Source organism: Saccharothrix tamanrassetensis, assembly GCF_014203665.1.
In the GTDB taxonomy this organism is placed as follows: Bacteria; Actinomycetota; Actinomycetes; order Mycobacteriales; family Pseudonocardiaceae; genus Actinosynnema; species Actinosynnema tamanrassetense.
The window spans coordinates 1-14,683 of sequence record NZ_JACHJN010000004.1; the positions used below are offsets into that span (position 1 = coordinate 1).

Annotated in this window: 12 protein-coding genes; 7 read left to right on the forward strand and 5 right to left on the reverse strand. The window is 70.8% G+C overall.

The features are described from left to right. Nucleotides 1-399: 399 nt before the first annotated feature. A complete protein-coding gene (locus FHS29_RS38110; RefSeq protein WP_184690893.1) occupies nt 400-4,074 on the reverse strand; it encodes an FkbM family methyltransferase in 3,675 nt (1,224 codons plus the stop codon). Nucleotides 4,075-4,133: 59 nt separating this feature from the next. Continuing rightward, a complete protein-coding gene (glnA, locus tag FHS29_RS13045; protein ID WP_184690894.1) occupies nt 4,134-5,477 on the reverse strand; it encodes a type I glutamate--ammonia ligase in 1,344 nt (447 codons plus the stop codon). A gap of 218 nt (nt 5,478-5,695) precedes the next feature. Between glnA and FHS29_RS13050 the strand changes: the two genes are divergently transcribed. The 4 genes from FHS29_RS13050 to FHS29_RS13065 all read left to right on the forward strand — a co-directional run bounded on the left by FHS29_RS13050 (nt 5,696) and on the right by FHS29_RS13065 (nt 9,155). Then, nucleotides 5,696-6,337, forward strand: a complete 642-nt coding sequence (locus FHS29_RS13050) for an LppX_LprAFG lipoprotein (RefSeq protein WP_184690895.1) — start codon at nt 5,696-5,698, stop codon at nt 6,335-6,337. Next, nucleotides 6,334-7,974: an MFS transporter gene (locus tag FHS29_RS13055; protein ID WP_184690896.1), complete on the forward strand. Its 1,641-nt coding sequence runs from the start codon at nt 6,334-6,336 to the stop codon at nt 7,972-7,974. The genes FHS29_RS13050 and FHS29_RS13055 overlap by 4 nt, the downstream gene beginning before the upstream one ends. Before the next feature lie 52 nt (nt 7,975-8,026). Beyond that, nucleotides 8,027-8,638: an HdeD family acid-resistance protein gene (locus FHS29_RS13060; protein ID WP_184690897.1), complete on the forward strand. Its 612-nt coding sequence runs from the start codon at nt 8,027-8,029 to the stop codon at nt 8,636-8,638. 88 nt (nt 8,639-8,726) lie between these two features. Further along, nucleotides 8,727-9,155, forward strand: coding sequence for a hypothetical protein (locus FHS29_RS13065; protein WP_184690898.1), 429 nt, complete (start codon nt 8,727-8,729; stop codon nt 9,153-9,155). Here the strand turns inward: FHS29_RS13065 and FHS29_RS13070 are convergent. After that, nucleotides 9,152-10,867 (reverse strand): NAD+ synthase, encoded by a 1,716-nt coding sequence (locus FHS29_RS13070; protein ID WP_184690899.1) that lies wholly within the window; start codon nt 10,865-10,867, stop codon nt 9,152-9,154. The genes FHS29_RS13065 and FHS29_RS13070 overlap by 4 nt on opposite strands. Before the next feature lie 72 nt (nt 10,868-10,939). Here FHS29_RS13070 and FHS29_RS13075 point away from each other — a divergent pair, with 72 nt between their 5' ends. After that, entirely contained in the window at nt 10,940-12,502 is a 1,563-nt protein-coding gene (locus FHS29_RS13075; RefSeq protein WP_312864900.1) for an alpha/beta hydrolase, read from the forward strand. Here the strand turns inward: FHS29_RS13075 and FHS29_RS13080 are convergent. Continuing rightward, nucleotides 12,499-12,729 carry a hypothetical protein gene (locus tag FHS29_RS13080; RefSeq protein ID WP_184690900.1) on the reverse strand — a complete coding sequence of 77 codons (231 nt, stop codon included), beginning with the start codon at nt 12,727-12,729 and terminating at the stop codon, nt 12,499-12,501. The genes FHS29_RS13075 and FHS29_RS13080 overlap by 4 nt on opposite strands. Before the next feature lie 88 nt (nt 12,730-12,817). Between FHS29_RS13080 and FHS29_RS13085 the strand changes: the two genes are divergently transcribed. Continuing rightward, nucleotides 12,818-13,663: a helix-turn-helix domain-containing protein gene (locus FHS29_RS13085; RefSeq protein ID WP_184690901.1), complete on the forward strand. Its 846-nt coding sequence runs from the start codon at nt 12,818-12,820 to the stop codon at nt 13,661-13,663. Continuing rightward, complete coding sequence (locus FHS29_RS13090; protein ID WP_184690902.1) at nt 13,660-13,827, forward strand: DUF397 domain-containing protein; 168 nt, start codon at nt 13,660-13,662, stop codon at nt 13,825-13,827. The genes FHS29_RS13085 and FHS29_RS13090 overlap by 4 nt, the downstream gene beginning before the upstream one ends. Here FHS29_RS13090 and FHS29_RS13095 read toward each other — a convergent pair. Further along, nucleotides 13,824-14,648 (reverse strand): helix-turn-helix transcriptional regulator, encoded by an 825-nt coding sequence (locus tag FHS29_RS13095; RefSeq protein WP_184690903.1) that lies wholly within the window; start codon nt 14,646-14,648, stop codon nt 13,824-13,826. The two genes, FHS29_RS13090 and FHS29_RS13095, sit on opposite strands and share 4 nt — an antisense overlap. Between the last annotated feature and the right edge of the window lie 35 nt (nt 14,649-14,683).

A 14,683-nucleotide genomic window follows, 5' to 3' on the forward strand; every position in this document is an offset into this window, starting at 1 on the left:
CCAGTCAATCTCAAAGGAAACCTCTTGACGAGGTTCATAAATTTACTGGCTATTCGGCACGCTGTTGAGTTCTCAAAGAACACGCGCTCACCATCCTGAGCCGCGTCTTACCGCGGTTCATTCCGGGGCTTTGTGTTTCACTTTGTTGCTGGAAGCTTAGCTCGTTCGTTTTCACGGTGTCAAATCGGCCGGTTTCGGCTTCTCGGCTCCGCGACAAACTCGCTTCGCATTCAGTTTACTTGTATTGCTTCCAGACCCGAGGCAGCCGCTTAGACTGCTTATTCGCTTCTGGGAGTTCGACGTCGCAGTACTCTACCCGGCCCGATTCGCGGTGTCAACCGCTCGTTCCGAGGTCCTGCCTGGCGACCCGGCAAAAGTTACCCACGCGCTGATCGGAAGTCAAATCGCCTGGTCAGCGGGCTGCCGCAGGGGTACGACGACCTGCGGACCGGCCGACTTGGCCTGGATCGGGCGCGGGCGCAGCCACAGCGAGACGGTCCGCATCCCCTCCATGGCGGTCACGATCTGCTCCGGCGACGCCGGTTCGCGGGTCGCCACCGGCACCAGGTCGTAGCCCCAGATCCGGAATTCCTTGAGGACCGTGACCGGATCGTCGCCGAAGCCCTCCGTGGCGGTGGCCGAGAACTCCAGGAAGACGTGGGGGCGGTCCCGGCGCAGCAGGCGCACCAGTCCGGCCAGCGCGCGGTGGCCCCGGCCCGGCGCGTCCACCCGCACGACGGACAGCTTCATGCCGTGCAACGCGGGCACGGCCTCCAGCTCCTTGTCCAGCCGGGCGGCGCGGACCTTGGCCGTGCCCTCCGGCGCGTCGACGGGCAGCGGCGCAACCGACACCCCTCCGGTCAACGCCGGCTGGATCGCCAACTCGCCGACGCTCTCCCACGCCGCCGCGTCCACCACGACGAGCCGGTCCGCGACCCGCTCGGGCAGGTTGACCAGCACGTTGTGGCGCAGCAGTTCCCGTGCCGACGGGCACGGCTCCACGGCGACCACCGCACCCGCGGTGCCGAACCGGCTGAGCACCCGCACGGTCTGGTAGCCCACGTACGCGCCGACGTCGAGGAAGATCCCGTCCGGCTCCACCACGGAGTCGATCAGCTCGGACAGCTCCGGCTCCCACACCCCGTGGCTGGACAGCATCGGCAGCATGAACGCGTCGTCCGACGGCAGCCGCAGCAGCCCCACCTCGGTCAGCACCAGCGAGCTGCGCACGTCCGGCACGTTCTCGCTGCGCCGCTCGTGCTCGCGCACCACGACCCGGCGCAGCGCGTCGGCGGTCTGCTGGGCCTGGTTGGCGGCGCGCATCCCGGTGTCGAGCCTGGTGTCGCGGTCCCGCAGCACCTGCACGACCTTGGACTCCAGCGAGTCGATCCGGTCCAGGGTCCGCTCCAGCGCGACCGCGAGCTTGTCGATCCGCTGCGCCAGGGCGTCGCCCTGCTTGGTCCGCTTGCCGGCTTCGGCGACGACGGCGTCCTCGATCTCGCGCAGCCGCCTGCCCTGGCCGGCCATGTCGGCGCGCACCCGCACCACGCCGTCGTCCAGGCCGAGGACCTGGTCGGCCAGCTGGCCTTGGCGTTCGAGGTGCTGCTCGACCTCCGAGCGCAGCGCCTCCAGCTCGACGTGGCCGATGCCGGTGGACAGGTCGTCCTGCCGGCGCACCAGCTCCGACACCGTGCGCTCGACGCCGTCCACCAGGGAGTTGAGGACGTCGCGCATGTGGTTGTCGTAGTGGTCGAGCACGCGCAGGACCATCTTGCGCAGCTGCGGGGCCATCGGTGTGCGGCTGGCGACGCCGACGTCCGGCTGCCGCAGCAGGGCGTGCTTCGCCGAGTGCAGCGCGTTCAACGGGTCGACGGCGGGGCTCGGGTTGGCCGCCGCACGGCGTGCCCGCCAAGCCCGGTAGGCGTGTTCGACGCGTTCCCGCATCAGGTCGCCGACCTTGGCGACGGTCCGCGAGTCGAGCCGTTCACGGCCCTTCGCGCCGATCGCGCGTCCGGCGGGCAGGTCGTCGGCCAGGGCGCGGAGCAGCTTCACGGCGGCCTGGACGTCCGGCTCGGCGCCTTGGCGGCACGGCACGAAGATCACCGACTGCTTGTCGAACAGCTCCGCGACCGCGCCCTGGTCGGACGTGAGGACGGGGACGCCGCGCGCGGCGTGGGCGGCGAGGTCGGCGGTGATCCGGTCGCCCCGGCCCCGGTGCAGCGAGATCAGGCAGTCCACCGGTCCGAGTTCGGCGACCAGTTCGATGCGCGGGTCGGCGGCGGTGGCCAGGCGCAGCCGTTCGGCGGCCTCCGGGTGTTCGGCCGCGCCGGTCACCGCGATCCGCAGCGTCACGTCCGCGCGGTCGGTGAACGCGCCGAGGAACGCCGACACCGCGCCGATGACGTTGCCCTCGCGGTCGACGGCGTGGTCGGCGAGCGCTCCGAAGATCACCCCTTCGTGGTCTTCCGGCTCGTAGGCTTCCTGTTCCGGGACGGGCAGCGGGAGGACTCGGACGGCGGGTCCGCCGGGGCGTTCGACGGCGGTCCGGGTGGTCTCGGAGGGCACCCACAGCTCGTCGGCGTCCTGGGCGGGGCCTTCGTCGAGCCGGTAGTCGACCACGAACCGGCCTCCGGGCACCGGGGCGTCGCCGCCGACGCGCACCACGACCGGGTAGCCGACGGTCGTGGACGTGGGCAGGCCGGACGCGCGCGCGGCGGCTTGGAGCAGTTCGGCGGCGGGGCCGACGCCGACCACGGACACGCCGAGCTGGTCGTGCAGCACCGGGGCGTCCGCGCGTGAGCTGGGCACGGCCGGGACGGGCAGGCGGCCGGTCGCGACGCCCGCGCCCGCGCACCAGTCGCGGAACGCCTCGCCATCGGCGCCGAACGGGTCCGGGAACTGGGTGCGCAGTGCCTGGTCGCCGCGCCAGAGCGCGACCGACCAGCGGGTGCTGCCGGGCAGTCCGGGCGCGGGTTCGCAGGCCCACGCGAGGAAGCCGGCACCGCCGTCCGGGCCGAACGCGGCCGGCGGGTTCGGCCCGCCGACCGGGGTGCCGTCGGTCTGGCCGTCCTCAGTGGACTGGTCGCGGACGAAGTGGGCGGGGTCGAACACCGAGCCCGCGGTGGTGCGGGCGGCTTCGCGGTAGTCGGCGCGCAGCTCGTCCGGGATCGGGGTGCCGTCGGCGAGCTGCCCGAAGCCGTAGCGCACGGGCAGCGGCGTGTAGCCGCGCCGGACCAGTTCGGCCCGGTACGCGGTGCAGAGCTCGGCGAGCTGCGGGTGTTCGGACAGCAGCACGCGGGGCCGGTCGGCGAACACGGTCGACAGCAGCCACGGGCGGCCGGGGTCGAAGCCCTGGAAGTGCACGGTGCGCAGCGGTTCGCCGAGGACGGTCAGCGTGCCGTCGTCGAGGCGGTGCAGGTCGCGCTGGTTGGCGTTCCAGACCGACAGGCCGATCGTGGCGTCCCGCAGCACGTCCAGCGGGACCAGCGCGGGAGCCATGTCGAGCACGGCCTTCGCGGCGTCCGGCGTGCGGCGAAGCTGCTCTTCCAGCGACCGCAGGAACGGTTCCGCGCCGGGTGCGACGACCAGGAACCCCGGGTCGAAGACACCGGTCTCCAGCAGTTCCGTGGGGGTCGGGCGCAGGCCGTCGTCCGGCAGCGGGCGCAGTGCCCTGGGCAGCAGTACCAGCGGGCCGCGGCGCACGGCGTCCAGCACGCGGTCCGACAGCGAGGCCAGCACCTGCACCCACGGATCCAGGTAGAGCACCGGGATGCCCTGACCGAGCAGCTGCTCCAGCAGCCGGGGGCGGAGCAGGCCGCACAGCTGGGCGGCCGTGCAGCCGGTCGCCAGCTCGGCCAGCTCCTCCGGCCGGACGCCCAGGTCGGCGGGTGTGACCAGCCCCGGACCCGAGTTCTCCGGCAGGGCGTCCACCACCAGCGCGACGAACCGCGCCTCGGGGTGGTTGGCCAGGAACGAGCTCGACAGCACCTTCACCGCGGGCAGTTCGGCGGCGGTGGCCACCGTGCACGCGATCAGGGTGGGACGGGCTTCCGAACCCGCGGGCACCTCGGTCACGGTCTGCAAACCTAGCTTCTCCGAGTGCCCGGTGTGGACCACCCGCACGGGTTGTTCCCTCACAGGACCGGCAGCAGCGTGCGGAGCTCGTAAGGCGTGACGCTGCGCCGGTACGCGTCCCACTCCGTGCGCTTGTTGCGCAGGAAGAAGTCGTACACGTGTTCGCCCAACGCCTCGGCCAGCAGTTCGGAGTTCTCCATCTCGACCAGCGCCTCACCCAGGTTCTGCGGCAGGTTGTCGTACCCGGCGGCCCGGCGTTCGCGGTCGGTCAGCGACCACACGTCGTCCTCCGCGGCCGGCGGCAGCTCGTACCCCTTCTCCACGCCCTTGAGGCCGGCGGCGAGTATCACGGCGTACGCCAGGTACGGGTTGCACGCCGAGTCCAGGCTGCGGATCTCGACCCGGCGTGACGAGGACTTGCCCGGCGAGTACATCGGCACCCGCACCAGCGCGGAGCGGTTGGCGTGACCCCAGCAGACCGCGGTGGGCGCCTCGCCGCCGACGATCAGCCGCTTGTACGAGTTGACCCACTGGTTGGTGACGCCGGAGATCTCGCGCGCGTGCTTGAGCAGCCCCGCGACGAACGCCTTGCCCGTGTCGGAGAGCTGGTACGGGTCCTCGGCGTCGTAGAACGCGTTCCGGTCGCCCTCGAACAGGCTGACGTGCGTGTGCATCCCGGAGCCGGGCTGGTCGGAGAACGGCTTGGGCATGAAGCTCGCCCGCACCCCCTGGGTGATCGCGACCTCCCGCACCACGTAGCGGAACGTCATCACGTTGTCCGCCATGGTCAGCGCGTCGGCGTAGCGCAGGTCGATCTCCTGCTGGCCGGGCGCGCCCTCGTGGTGGCTGAACTCCACCGAGATGCCCATCGCCTCCAGCGCCTCGATGGCGTGCCGGCGGAAGTGGGTGGCGGTCTCGTGGCTGGTCTGGTCGAAGAACCCGCCGTTGTCGGCCGGGATGGGCTCGCTGCCGTCGTCCGGGAGGTTCTTGAGGAGGAAGAACTCCATCTCCGGGTGCACGTAGCAGGTGAAGCCGGCCTCGCTGGCCTTGGCGAGCGTGCGGCGCAGCACGTGCCTCGGGTCGGCCCACGACGGGGAGCCGTCGGGCATCGCGATGTCGCAGAACATCCGCGCCGAGTAGTTGTTCTTGTCCGGCGTCTGCCAGGGCAGGACCTGGAAGGTGGACGGGTCCGGCTTGGCCACCATGTCCGACTCGTAGACCCGCGCGAAGCCCTCGATCGCCGAGCCGTCGAAGCCGATCCCCTCGCTGAAGGCGCCTTCGAGCTCCGCCGGGGCCACGGCGACGGACTTGAGGAAGCCCAGCACGTCGGTGAACCAGAGCCGGACGAACCGGATGTCCCGTTCCTCAAGGGTGCGGAGCACGAACTCCTGCTGGCGGTTCATGGCACGAAGCCTAGGTAAAGGCTGTTGCCGGTGTGTTGCCGACTCGCGGGAAAACCGGCTCGCGCACCTTCTGTCCGGAATAACGCCAGGTCATCCGGTCTCACGGAACTCCGGTGGCCCGCTCGGGGAGCACGTGCCCGCGCGGTGCCGCGCCGGGTCGGCGGGTGGCTGTGGCGATCGGTGCGTCTTCTCAGGGCGGTGGATCTACGATCCCCCGTATGTCCCGTCGTCGCGTCCTGGTAGGCGCGTTCGCACTGCTCCTGGCCGGCTGCACCTCGTCCACCGGTGACCTGCCCGCCGGGTCCGACCTGGTGGGCAGGTCGGCCGCCGCCATGCGCTCGGTGACCAGCACCCACTTCACCATCAAGGTCGACGGCGAGCTGCCGAACGTGTCCGTGAAGGACGCCGAGGGCGATCTGAACGCCGAGGGCGAGTCCGCGGGGCGGGCCAAGGTCGAGCAGTTCGGCCAGCTCCTGGAGGTCGAGTACGTGCTGGTCGGCAAGGACCTGTACTTCAAGGGCCCGACCGGCGGGTTCACCAGGCTGCCCGCCGCGCTGGCGGGCCAGTTGTACGACCCGACGGCGATCCTGAACCCGGACAAGGGCGTCGCCAAGGTGCTGGGCAGCGCCAGGGACGCCCGGACCACCAGCTCCGACGGCGGTGTCAACGTGGTCGAGGCGACCGTGCCGAAGGACGTCGTGGCGGGCCTGGTGCCGGGCATCGACGCCGACGTGAAGTCGACGTTCTCGTTGAAGGACGACAAGCTCACCAACGCGGTCTTCGAGTTGCCCGGCGGGGCCAAGGTGACGATCGGGCTGTCCGACTTCAACAAGTCGTTCACGGTCGCGCCGCCGACGTGAGGTCCCGTCGGCTGGCGATAGGCGCGGGTGCGCTGGCTGTCCTGCTCGGCGCGCTGGACGCGTACGTGGTGGTCGGCGTGCTCGTGGACATGGTGCGCGACCTCGGCATCCCGGTGAACCACCTGGAGCGCGCGACGCCCGTGGTGACCGGGTACCTGCTCGGGTACGTGGCCGGGATGCCGTTGCTCGGGCAGTTGTCCGACCGGTTCGGGCGGCGGCTGGTCCTCCAGCTGTGCCTGATCGGGTTCGGGGTCGGGTCGGCGGTGACCGCGTTGGCCGGTGACCTGCCGCTGCTGGTCGCCGGGCGGGTGGTGCAGGGGTTGGCCGGTGGCGCGTTGCTGCCGGTGACGATGGCGCTGGTCGGCGACCTGTGGGACGCGCGGCGGCGGGCCGGGGCGCTCGGGGTGGTCGGTGCGGCGCAGGAGCTGGGCAGTGTGCTGGGCACGCTGTACGGCGTCGGGGTGGCTTCGCTGTTCAACGCGTGGTCGGTGTCCGAGTCGCTGGAGCCGCAGAGCTGGCGGTGGGTGTTCTGGGTGAACCTGCCGTTGGCGCTGGTCGCGATGGTGATCGTGCAGCGGACCGTGCCAGGCGGCGTGGTGGCGGGTCGAGCCTCGGTTGGTACTGCGGGTGGTGCCGCGAGTGGTGCCGCAGCGGGTCCGACTGAGGCGGACCCGGTCTCGGAGGGCGCCGGGGCCGGGAGGTCGGTGCGGATCGACTTCGTGGGTGGCGGGCTGTTGGCGTTGGCGCTGTCGCTGCTCGTGGTGGGGCTCTACAACCCTGATCCGGAGCACGCCGTGCTGCCGCCGTGGGGATGGCCGGTGCTCGGTGGCGCGCTGGTCGTGTTCGTGGCTTTCGTGTTGTGGGAGAAGCGTTCCCGCGTTCGGCTGCTCGATCCGACCGGGGTGGCGATGCGGCCGTTCCTGGCGGCGCTCGCGGTGTCGCTGGCGGCCGGTGCGGCGCTGATGGTGACGTTGGTGGACGTCGAGTTGTTCGCGCAGACCGTGCTGCGGCGGGACTCGGCGGCGGCGGTGACCTTGCTGGCGCGGTTCCTGGTCGCGTTGCCGGTCGGTGCCCTGGTCGGCGGTTGGCTGGCGGGACGGGTCGGCGACCGGTGGGTGTCGTTCGCCGGGATGGCCGTGGCGGGTGTGGCGTACGCGCTGATCTCGCGGTGGCCGGCGGACGTGTCGGCGTTCGTGCTGGACCGCGACCTGGTGATCGCCGGGTTCGGGCTGGGACTGGTGATCGCGCCGGTGTCGGCGGCGGTGCTGCGGGTCGTGCCGGACGTGCAGCACGGGGTCGCGTCGGCGGCGGTCGTGGTGGCGCGGATGACCGGGATGCTGGTCGGGGTGGCGGCGCTGTCGGCGTGGGGCCTGCACCGGTTCCGGGAGCTGACGGCGGACCTGGACACGCCGCTGCCGTTCGGGGTGTCGCCGGAGGAGTTCAAGCGGCAGGCCGAGGCGTACCAGCGGGCGTTGTCCGACGCGTTGCTGACCGAGTACCACGAGATCTTCCTGATCACGGCCGTGATCTGCGGCGTCGGCGCGGTGGTGGCGCTGCTGCTGCCAGGCGGAACCGCCAGGTCCGAGCGCCGGTCCGGTCAGGCGTCGGTGGAGGTCCGGGATTCCCGGAACGGGTGATACCAGGTTTCGGGGACTGCGCGGTTCGGGGTTGAGGCGCACCCTGGCCGTCATGGCGCACTTCGAGGGCAATGCGGGTGGCACGGCTGGTACGGCGGAGCCGCTCGCGGCCCTCGGCCAGTCGAAGGCGTTGCGGATCACGTTCGGCGTGGTGACCGTGCTGGTCGGGCTGCTGGTGCTGCTCTGGCCGGGGATCACGATCCTCACGGCGGCGGTGCTGTTCGGCGTCCAACTGCTGGTCACCGGAGTGTTCTGGCTGATCAGCTCGTTCACCGAGAGCCGGGCCAAGAGCGGGTACCGGGTGCTGTTCGCGGTCGCCGGGGTGCTGGCGCTGCTGGCGGGCATCCTGAGCCTGCGGGCGCCGTTCCAGACCATCGCGGTGCTCGCGCTGCTGCTGGGCGCGACCTGGGTGGTCGGCGGGGTGGCCGAGATCTTCCACGGGTTCGGCAACAGCGGGTGGACGGTGTTCTCCGGGTTCGTGACGCTCGTCGCCGGGATCGTCGTGCTGGTCATGCCGCTGTCCAGCATGGTCGCGCTGGCCTGGCTGCTGGGCATCACGCTGCTGGTGCTGGGCGTGTTGAGCATCGCGGCGGCGGTCACGGACGGCCGCGCGCCGGCGACCGGCCGGAACCCGGAAGCCACCGGGCGGGCCGCCCACGCCTGAGCGCGGCTCGTCCTTTCGGCACACCCACCGGGTCGCCGCGCGCGCTAGCGTGACCGGCAAGGGGGAAGTCGACGTGGCAAATATTCGCGTGCAGCGACTCGCACGGTGGACGTGGGCGGCGATCGTGGGTCTGCCACTGCTGATCGGGGCATCGGCACTGGCCGAACCGGCTGAGCCGCCGCCACCCGGCCGCGCCGAGGCCGAAGCCGTCCTGGACGAGGTGGTCCGGCTCGCCGGGCACGGTGATCTCACCCGGCTGTGCGAGTCGGACGTGGTGTTCCCCGGTACCTGTCGGTGGCTGGTCGACGGCGCACGCGACGCCGGCTGGGCACCCGGAGCGGACCGGCCCGAGGTCGTCGGCACGACCCTCGCCTCCCGCCGCACGCTGATCCTGCACCTGCGCGGCACGCGAGCCGATGGCAGTGCGTTCACCAGCGATTTCGCGGTCGACCGCGACGCTGACCGGGTGCGCGGCACGACCCCGGTCTACTGGTCCGGTGTGCGGGTCCCCGGTTAGCCCTCGCGCCAGCCGTTGGTGATGGGCAGGCGGCGGTCGCGGCCGAACGCCTTGAACGTGATCTTGGGGCCCGGCGGGTACTGCCGGCGCTTGTACTCCGCGCGGTCGACCATGCGCAGGACCTTGTCGACCAGTTCGTGGTCGAAGCCCATCGCGATCAGGTCGTGGTAGCCCTTGTCGCCTTCGACGTAGTCGTCCAGCACCGAGTCGAGCAGCTCGTAGTCCGGCAGCGAGTCGGTGTCCACCTGGCCCGGCCGCAGTTCGGCCGACGGGGGCTTGCTGATCGAGTTCTCCGGGATGGGCGGCAGCTCGCCGAGCTTCTCGGCCTGCGCGTTGCGCCACCGCGCCAGGTCCCACACCAGCGTCTTCAGCACGTCCTTGATCGGCGCGAACCCGCCCACCGCGTCGCCGTAGATGGTCGAGTAGCCGACCGCGAGCTCGGACTTGTTGCCGGGCGCCAGCACCAGGTGGCCGTGCTGGTTCGACAGCCCCATCAACGTCACGCCGCGGCACCTGGCCTGCACGTTCTCCTCGGCCAGGCCGGTCAGCCCGAGCTGGTCGACGAACACCCGGACCATGTCGGCGATGGGCCGCACCTCGTAGTGCAGGCCGGTGCGCTGGGCCAGGTCGTGGGCGTCGGACCTGGAGTGGTCCGAGGAGTACTCCGACGGCATGGAGACGGCGTAGACCGAGTCGGCGCCCAGGGCGTCCACGGACAGCGCCGCGACGACCGCCGAGTCGATGCCGCCGGACAGGCCGAACACCACCGAGCGGAAGCCGTTCTTGTGCACGTAGTCGCGCAGGCCGGTGACCAGCGCGTGCCACACCTCGGCCTCGTCGGACAGCGGTTCGGCGGGCTCGGGGGTGGCCACCGGCCGGTAGGCCGGGAGGGGGTTCTCCGACAGCGTCCTGCGGTGCACGGTGAAGCCGTTGACCAGGCCTTCGGTGCGCGCCGCGCCGCCGGGCAGGTCCAGGTCGAGCACCACCAGGTGCTCCATGAACTGCGGGGCGCGGGTGACCAGCGTGCCGTCCGCCGTGACGACCATCGTGTCGCCGTCGAACACCAGCTCGTCCTGCCCGCCGATCAGGTTCACGTACGCCAGCGGGGCCTTCGCCTCGGCCGCGCGCCGGGCCACCAGGGGCAGCCGGGCGTCGTCCTTCTTCCGCTCGTACGGCGAGGCGTTCGGCGAGACGACCAGGTCCACGCCCGCCTCGCCGAGGGCCGCGATCGGGCCGCCGTCCTGCCACAGGTCTTCGCAGATCACCATGCCGATCTCGACGCCGTGCAGCCGGATGACGTCCAGCGTGTCACCGGACGTGAAGTAGCGGCGTTCGTCGAACACGCCGTAGTTCGGCAGGTGGTGCTTGTACTGCCGCGCCACGACCTCGCCCCCGTGCAGCACGGCCGCCGCGTTGCGCATGCCGCGCACGTCGCGGTCCAGGTAGCCCACGAACACCGGCAGGTCGCCGCAGCCCGCCTCGTCCAGCCGCGTCGCGAGGTCCACCAGCGCCTGCTTGGACGCTTCCGCGAACGACTCGCGCAGCGCCAGGTCCTCCACCGGGTAGCCGGTGAGCGCCATCTCCGGGAAGACGGCCAGGTGGGCGCCGGCCTCGACGGCCTTGCGGGACCAGTCGAGCACGAGTTCGGTGTTGCCGGCCAGGTCGCCGACACAGGCGTTGACCTGGGCGAGGGCGAGTCGGAGCTGTGGCATGGGGGCATTCTCGCTCACGTGGGGCGGGCTTGGTGGACGATGTGGCCGACGTGTCACACCTACGATCGACGTGTGCGCCGTTCCCTCACACTGTTCCTCGTCCTGCCCGTACTGGCGTCCTGCACGTCGGTCCTCACCGGCTCACCGACCCCGGGAACGGTGCTCGAGCAGCGCGGACCCGCCGGGACCGTGCCCGCCGGGCTGGAGCGCTTCTACGGCCAGCAGCTCGGGTGGGGCGACTGCGCCGACTACGCCACCACCGGGACCACCCGATCGCAGTACAAGAACAAGAAGAGCATCGAATGCGCCCGGCTGGAAGTGCCGCTGGACTACGCCAAGCCCGACGACCGGACGATCAAGCTCGGCCTGCTGCGGCAGAAGGCGACCGGCGACCGGATCGGCTCGCTGCTCCTCAACCCGGGCGGACCGGGCGGGTCGGGCATGTCGGCGGCGGCGAGCCTGGGCGTGCAGGTGGGGAAGACGGCGCTGGGCGAGCGGTTCGACCTGGTGGGCTTCGACCCGCGCGGGGTGGGGGCCAGCCAGCCGCAGGTGCGGTGCCTGACCGACACCGAACGGGACGCCGACCGCCTCGACGTCGACCTCGACACCTCGCCCGCCGGGGTGGCGCAGACCGAGGCGGAGAACAAGGCGTTCGCCGAGAAGTGCGCCGCGACGACCGGGGCGGAGCTGCTGGCGAACGTGGGCACGCGGGACGTCGTGCGGGACCTGGACGTGATGCGGTCGGCGCTGGGCGACGAGAAGCTGACCTACCTCGGGTACTCGTACGGGACGCACATCGGGGCCGGCTACGCGGCGGCGTTCCCGGGGAACGTGCGGGCGCTGGTGCTCGACGGCGCGGTCGACCCGACGCAGAACCAGGTCGAGTCGCTGATCGCGCAGGGCGCCGGCTTCCAGAAGGCGTTCGACGCGTTCGCCGCGTGGTGCGCCCAGCGGCAGGACTGCTCGTTGGGGAAGGACCCGGCGGGGGCGAGCAAGGCGTTCCGGGACCTGACGCTGCCGTTGGCGCAACGGCCGGTGGACGTGGGGTCGCGGAAGCTGTCGTACAACGACGCCATCACCGGGGCCATCCAGGCGATGTACTCGGAGGAGCTGTGGGGGCCGCTGAACGCCGGGTTGACCGAGCTGAAGAACAACAGCGGCCAGGTGCTGCTGCAGTTGGCGGACGCGTACTACGACCGTGACGCGGAGGGGAAGTACTCCTCGATCACGGATGCGTTCACCGCGATCAAGTGCGTGGACGAGCCCCGGGTGACGGATCGTGCGGTGATCGACGACGTGGCTCGGCGGTACAAGGCCGCGGCGCCGTTCCTGGACGACGGGAACCCGGCGGTCGGGGCGTTGGACTCGTGCGCTTTCTGGCCCGTGCCGCCGAGCGTGCAGGAGACGAAGCCGGTGGCGGGGCTGCCGCCGGTGCTGGTGATCTCCACGACCGGTGATCCGGCCACGCCGTACCAGGCCGGGGTGAACCTGGCGAAGGAGTTGGGTGGCGGGTTGCTGACGTACGAGGGGAACCAGCACACCGTTTACCTGCAGGGCAACGAGTGCGTGGACCCGGCTGCGGACGCGTACCTGATCGACCTGAAGCTGCCGGATCCGGGCAAGGTCTGCTCCTAGGCCCAGACGAGCTGGGCGTTGCCGCCTCCCGCGTTGAAGATCCACAGGGCGTTTTCGGGTTCTTCGAGGGACATCCGGTAGTCGCCCTCCACGGAGACCACTTCGGTGTGGTCGTCGAGCACCATGCCCCACGCCTCCACCCAGGCTTCGCCGTCCTCTTCTTCCACCAAGGCGAAGAGTCGGGGTGCGGAGTCTTTGACCATGTTCTGAATAGCGGAATCGCTCATTGGCCGACCGTAAACCCGACATGTCGCCTTGCCTAGTCGCCCGATCGAGCGACTGGCCGGGCGGGAGGACTCGGGCAGACTGGCCGACATGACCAGCGGCCAGAGCCCGACCGACTACCGCGCGCGCCTCGGGGAGCGGCTGCGGGAACTGATGCGGCACAGCGGTGTGACGAAGGCCGACCTCCAGGAGACGTTGGGCGGCTGCTCCGACTCGAAGGTCGCCAAGATCCTGCGCGGCGACCATTCCGTTGCGCCGCTTGAACTCGCGGCTCTGCTCGACCGGCTGGGCGTCGAGGATCCGGAGCGGGCCGATCTGCTGCACCTGGGCGAGGAAGGTCGCCGCCGCCGACCGAAGACACCGTGGGGCTCGGCCATCCCGGACCGGTTGAAGAAGTTCTTCAACACCGAGGAGACCGCACAGCGCATCGAGCTGTACCGGCCGGACCTGCTGCACGGGTTGGTGCAGACCGAGAGCTACGCACGAGCGGTGATCGAGACCAATCCGACCCTGCGGCCCGACGAGATCGAGCGGTTGGTGCAGGCGCGGATGGCTCGACAAGCTCGGCTGACCGGCCCGAATCCGCCGACCTACAGCTTGATCATCAGGGAAGCCGTGCTGCGGGCACCTGTGGGCACGGAGGAAACGCGGCGAGAGCAGCTCGATCGACTGCGACGGCTGGTCAAGCTGCCGCACATCTCGATCCGGATCATCCCGGACAGCGCCGGGCTCACCAGTGCGCTCTACTTCCCCTTCATGATCCTCACGCCGGCCGGGGACCGTGCCAAGACTGTGTACGTCGAGACCTTGACCGATGGTCTGCTGGTGGATGAGGAAAGCCGGATCATGCACTACGAGCAGGTGTTCAGGGAATTGCTCGCTGTCTCGGTCGGAGGGAAGGAGGCAGCTCGTCTGATGGATAAGCTCGCCGTGTGACAGTCTCATGGCGCAAGAGCAGCTACAGCGGCAACAGCGGTGGCGACTGTGTCGAACTGCGGGTCGGGCTCGGGGCGGTTCGGGACTCCAAGAACGCCCGGGTGGTCCTTGAAGTGCCATCGGCACGGTTGGTGGCGTTCCTCAACGCCGTGAAGCGCGGCTAGACGTCCACCGACGCGGACCAGCTGGCCAGCAGGCGCAGGCGTTCCTCGGTCGGCGAGTTCTCCTTGGCCGTGTACACCGCCAAGTGCAGCCCCGGATCGCCGGGAAGGCGCATCATCTCGTAGTCCAAGTCCAGGTCACCGACCACGGGGTGGTGGATGAGCTTGGTGCCGTGGGTCTTCTCCAGCACCGCGTGCTGCGCCCACAGCTTCCGGAACGTCTCGTCCTTCACCGACAGCTCCCCCACCAGCGCCGCCAGCCGGGCGTCGTCCGGGTAGCGGCCCGCGTCGAGCCGCAACACCGCCACGGTGTCGGCCGCGATGGCGGGCCAGTCGCGGTAGAACGTCCGGGCTTCCGGGTGCAGGAAGGAGTACCGCGCGGAGTTGCGCATCTCGGGTTCCAGGTCGGCGAAGCCGTAGAGGGCCTCGGCCAGCGCGTTCCACGCCAGCACCTCCGCACGACGCCCCATCACGAACGCCGGGACCGCGCCCATGCTGTCCAGGAGCCTGCGCAAGCCCGGTCGCGCTCGTTGTGGCGCCACCTTGCGGGCCGTGGTCGGCCGGACGAGGTTGCGCAGGTGGGTGCGTTCGGTCTCGTCCAGCTTCAGGACCCTCGCCACCGCGTCCAGCACCGCGTCCGACACCGCCGGGGTCCGGCCCTGCTCCAGGCGCATGTAGTAGTCCACGCTCACGCCGGCCAGCAGCGCCAGTTCCTCACGACGCAGACCCGGGACGCGACGCCGGCCACCGCCGGGCAGGCCCACGTCGTCCGGTCGGACGCGGGCCCTCCGGGTCCGCAGGAACTCCCCCAAGTCGTGGTTCACGCCACCCAGTATGGCCCCGGAAGCGCACCGCAACC

Bases quoted from the DNA above. Each gene is read 5' to 3' on its own strand.
- FHS29_RS13080 (WP_184690900.1), bottom strand. From the start codon at position 12,729: ATGAGCGATTCCGCTATTCAGAACATGGTCAAAGACTCCGCACCCCGA.
- FHS29_RS13085 (WP_184690901.1), top strand. From the start codon at position 12,818: ATGACCAGCGGCCAGAGCCCGACCGACTACCGCGCGCGCCTCGGGGAG.
- FHS29_RS13070 (WP_184690899.1), bottom strand. From the start codon at position 10,867: ATGCCACAGCTCCGACTCGCCCTCGCCCAGGTCAACGCCTGTGTCGGC.
- FHS29_RS13060 (WP_184690897.1), top strand. From the start codon at position 8,027: ATGGCGCACTTCGAGGGCAATGCGGGTGGCACGGCTGGTACGGCGGAG.
- glnA (WP_184690894.1), bottom strand. From the start codon at position 5,477: ATGAACCGCCAGCAGGAGTTCGTGCTCCGCACCCTTGAGGAACGGGAC.
- FHS29_RS13050 (WP_184690895.1), top strand. From the start codon at position 5,696: ATGTCCCGTCGTCGCGTCCTGGTAGGCGCGTTCGCACTGCTCCTGGCC.